At 74.9% G+C, this 3,501-nt stretch carries 2 protein-coding genes and 1 pseudogene; 2 read left to right on the plus strand and 1 reads right to left on the minus strand.

All coding sequences use genetic code 11. The annotated features are described in order from the left end of the window. The coding region (locus RIF68_RS31220; protein WP_309054630.1) for a RecQ family ATP-dependent DNA helicase at positions 1-1,595 on the minus strand (1,595 nt) is incomplete at its 3' end. A gap of 142 nt (positions 1,596-1,737) precedes the next feature. On the opposite strand from RIF68_RS31220, the gene RIF68_RS31225 reads away from it, so the two are divergent. After that, positions 1,738-3,159 (plus strand): DUF4192 domain-containing protein, encoded by a 1,422-nt coding sequence (locus RIF68_RS31225; RefSeq protein WP_309054631.1) that lies wholly within the window; start codon positions 1,738-1,740, stop codon positions 3,157-3,159. 115 nt (positions 3,160-3,274) lie between these two features. Next, a pseudogene (locus tag RIF68_RS31230) lies at positions 3,275-3,501 on the plus strand (glycogen debranching protein); the annotation flags it as partial.

Below are 3,501 nucleotides of genomic sequence, written 5' to 3' on the forward strand. Positions count from 1 at the left end.
GCCAGCCCCGTCGGCCACATCCTGCGCGGCTCCACCTCCACGCCCGGCCGGCCCAGCTCACCCTTGGCCGCGTCCAGCGCCGCGCCGGACACCTTGGGATCGAAGCGCGCCCCCGCGCAGTTGTCGCAGCGACCGCACGGGGCGGCCTCCTCGTCGTCCAGCTGGCGCCGCAGGAACTCCATGCGGCAACCGGTCGTCGCCGCGTAGTCCCGCATCGCCTGCTGCTCGGCCGCCCGCTGCCGGGCCACCCACGCGTACCGCTCCGTGTCGTACACCCACGGCCGGCCGGTGCTCTCCCAGCCGCCCTTCACCCGCCGCACCGCGCCGTCCACGTCGAGGACCTTGAGCATCGTCTCCAGCCGGGTTCTGCGCAGCTCGACCAGCGGCTCCAGGGCCGGCAGGGAGAGCGGCCGGCCGGCCTGCGCCAGCACGTCGAGCGTCCGGCGCACCTGCTCCTCGGGCGGGAACGCGACCGAGGCGAAATAGCGCCAGATCGCCTCGTCCTCCTGTCCGGGCAGCAACAGCACCTCCGCGTGCTCCACCCCGCGGCCCGCGCGGCCCACCTGCTGGTAGTAGGCGATCGGGGACGACGGCGAACCGAGGTGCACCACGAAGCCCAGATCCGGCTTGTCGAAGCCCATGCCGAGGGCCGAGGTCGCCACCAGCGCCTTGACCCGGTTGGCCAGCAGGTCGTCCTCCGCCTGCTGCCGGTCCGCGTTCTCCGTCCGGCCCGTGTAGGAGGCGACGGTATGACCGCACTGACGCAGATACGCCGTGACCTCCTCGGCCGCCGCCACCGTCAGCGTGTAGATGATCCCGGACCCCGGCAGCTCTCCCAGGTGGTCCGCGAGCCAGGCGAGCCGGTGGGCCGCGTCCGGCAGCCCGATCACCCCGAGACTCAGGCTCTCCCGGTCCAGCGGCCCCCGCAGGACCAGGGCGTCCGTGCCCGCGCCGGTGCCGAGCTGCTCCGCCACGTCCGCCGTCACCCGGGCGTTCGCCGTCGCCGTCGTCGCGAGGACCGGAACCCCCGGCGGCAGATCCGCCAGCATCGTCCGCAGCCGGCGGTAGTCCGGCCGGAAGTCGTGCCCCCAGTCCGAGATGCAGTGCGCCTCGTCCACCACCAGCAGGCCCGTGGCGGCGGCGAGCCGGGGCAGCACCTGGTCGCGGAAGTCCGGGTTGTTGAGCCGCTCGGGGCTCACCAGGAGGACGTCGACCTCCCCGGCCGCCACCTCCTGCTGAACCGTCTCCCACTCCTCCGTGTTCGACGAATTGATCGTCCGGGCGCGGATGCCCGCCCTCGCCGCCGCCTCCACCTGGTTGCGCATGAGCGCGAGCAGCGGGGAGACGATGACGGTGGGGCCGCTCCCGCGCTCACGGAGCAGCGAGGTCGCCACGAAGTACACCGCCGACTTGCCCCACCCGGTCCGCTGCACCACCAGCGCCCGGCGGCGGTCGGCGACCAGGGCCTCGATCGCCCGCCACTGGTCCTCGCGCAGTCTCGCCCTGCCGGTCGGGTCGGAGACGAGACGGGCGAGCACGGTGTCGGCGGCGGCGCGGAGCGCGGCCCGGTCTTCCAGGGGATCTGCGTGGGTCATGCCCCCATGCAACCCGATGCCTCGGACATCTCGCGAACGAGCGGGCCCACCTGTGGACAACTCCAGGGCCGGACGGATCACCCGGACCGGGAGTTATCCACAGGGGTTTCCGATTTCGGAAGATCACGAGACCGTCGTGACCATGAACGCGAACCACCACGAAATCACCGGACCCACCCGTACCCAGCAGATCACCCTGCGCGGCCCGGCCGAGCTGGCCGACGCGCTCCCGTTCATGCTGGGCTTCCACCCGACCGACTCCGTCGTCCTGGCGGCGCTCCACGGCGAGCACGGGCGCTTCGGCGGACGCGTCAGGCTCGGTATCCCCCGCTCACCGCACGAATGGGAGGCCACCGCCGACCACCTGGCCGAAACTCTGGTCGAAGGGTGCGGCAGGCGCGGCGAACGGCCGGACGGCATCGTCGTCTTCCTGTGCCAGGACCCCGCCCCCGGCGAGACGGCCCGCCGTGTCAAGGAGCGGCTGCGGCCCCTCGCGCAGCGACTTCGAACCGCTTGCGGAGCCCTCGACATCCCCGTCTACGAAGCCCTGTGCATCTCCGACGGTCTCTACTTCTCCTACTGCTGCCCGGACGCCCGCTGCTGCCCGCCCGACGGGACGCCCCTCGCGCTCAGCGGCACCTCGGTGATGGCCGCCGCCGCCACCTATGCCGGCATCCAGGTGCGGGGCTCGCTGCGGGACATGCAGGCCCGGCTCAGGCCCGCGGGGTCCGCGGGGCAGGAGCGGCAGCGGGCCGCGCTCGACGCCGCGGCCGCCTCGATCGTCCCGCGGATCCTCGACGGAGCGGAGGAGGAGGGCCGCAAGGAGGTGCGGGAGACAACCCTGCGGCTGGCCCGGGACCTGCTCGGGAGGTTCACCCCGCCCGCCGGCGGGAGCGAGAAGCCGGGCGGTGTCGTGGGCACCGCAGAGGCCGACGCCGCCGACGACGCCCTGGTCGGCGTCGCCGAGGCGGCCGCCCTCGTCATCGGCCTCCAGGACCGGACCACGCGGGACCAGGTCGCCGAGTGGATGGAAGGTGCGGAAGGCCGGGCGGCACTGCGGCTCTGGCGGGTGCTCGCACGGCGCTGTGTCGCCCCCTACCAGGAGCACGCCGCGGCGCCGCTGACCCTCGCGGGATGGACGGCCTGGTCCACCGGGGACGAACCCGCCGCGCGGGTCGCCCTCGGCCTGGCCCTGGAGGCCGACCCCGAGTACGTCTTCGCCCGGCTGTTGCACCAGGCCTGCAACGAGGGGCTGGATCCCGAGTCCCTCCGCGCCTGTCTCAGGAGCGAGCGGGACGCGCGCCTCGCGGCGGACCGGCCCGCTCCCGTCCCCGGGCGGGCGGCGGAACACGGCCCGCGGACGGAGACGCCGGCCGCACCGGTCGCCCCGGGGGCGGGCCGCACCGCCACCCGGCGCGCCTCGGGAAAGCCGGGACGGAGGACCACCGCACCGGCCAAGGCGGCACCGCCGGCCGGCGTCCGGCCGGGCGGGAAGGCCAGGACCGGACCGGCGGGCCGAGCCCCGCGTCCCGACGGCCGCCGCGGCAGCAGGAGCGGCGGATGACAACCGTGACCCGGGCGCCCGCGGACGCGTTCAAGACTGCGGCGGAGCCGTCCGAGCCGTGCCGCCGACGCCCCGCCGGCCGTCCGGTTCGCACAGAGAGCACCCCACACCCGCCATGGCCCTCCACCCTGTCCCGCCTCCCGGACACCCCGCGGGCCCTCCGGCCGGCCCCAGCCCCACTCTTGCGGGCCTCACGCTCCCGCGCGGCGGAAGGACGGGGGAACTGCCGCCGGTCCATGACACGCTCCTCTGCGTCGCCCTGCCCGCCTTCACCGTCAACGCCCCCCACGGCCAGCTCACCGGGCAAGGCCCGGAGGGCGTGTACCGGGAGGGCCGGAGGCT

It is taken from the genome of Streptomyces sp. (genome assembly GCF_031178505.1).
Taxonomy (GTDB): domain Bacteria; phylum Actinomycetota; class Actinomycetes; order Streptomycetales; family Streptomycetaceae; genus Streptomyces; species Streptomyces gulbargensis.

Coding starts and splice junctions, on each gene's coding strand:
- RIF68_RS31225 (WP_309054631.1), top strand. CDS start 1,738: ATGAACGCGAACCACCACGAAATCACCGGACCCACCCGTACCCAGCAG.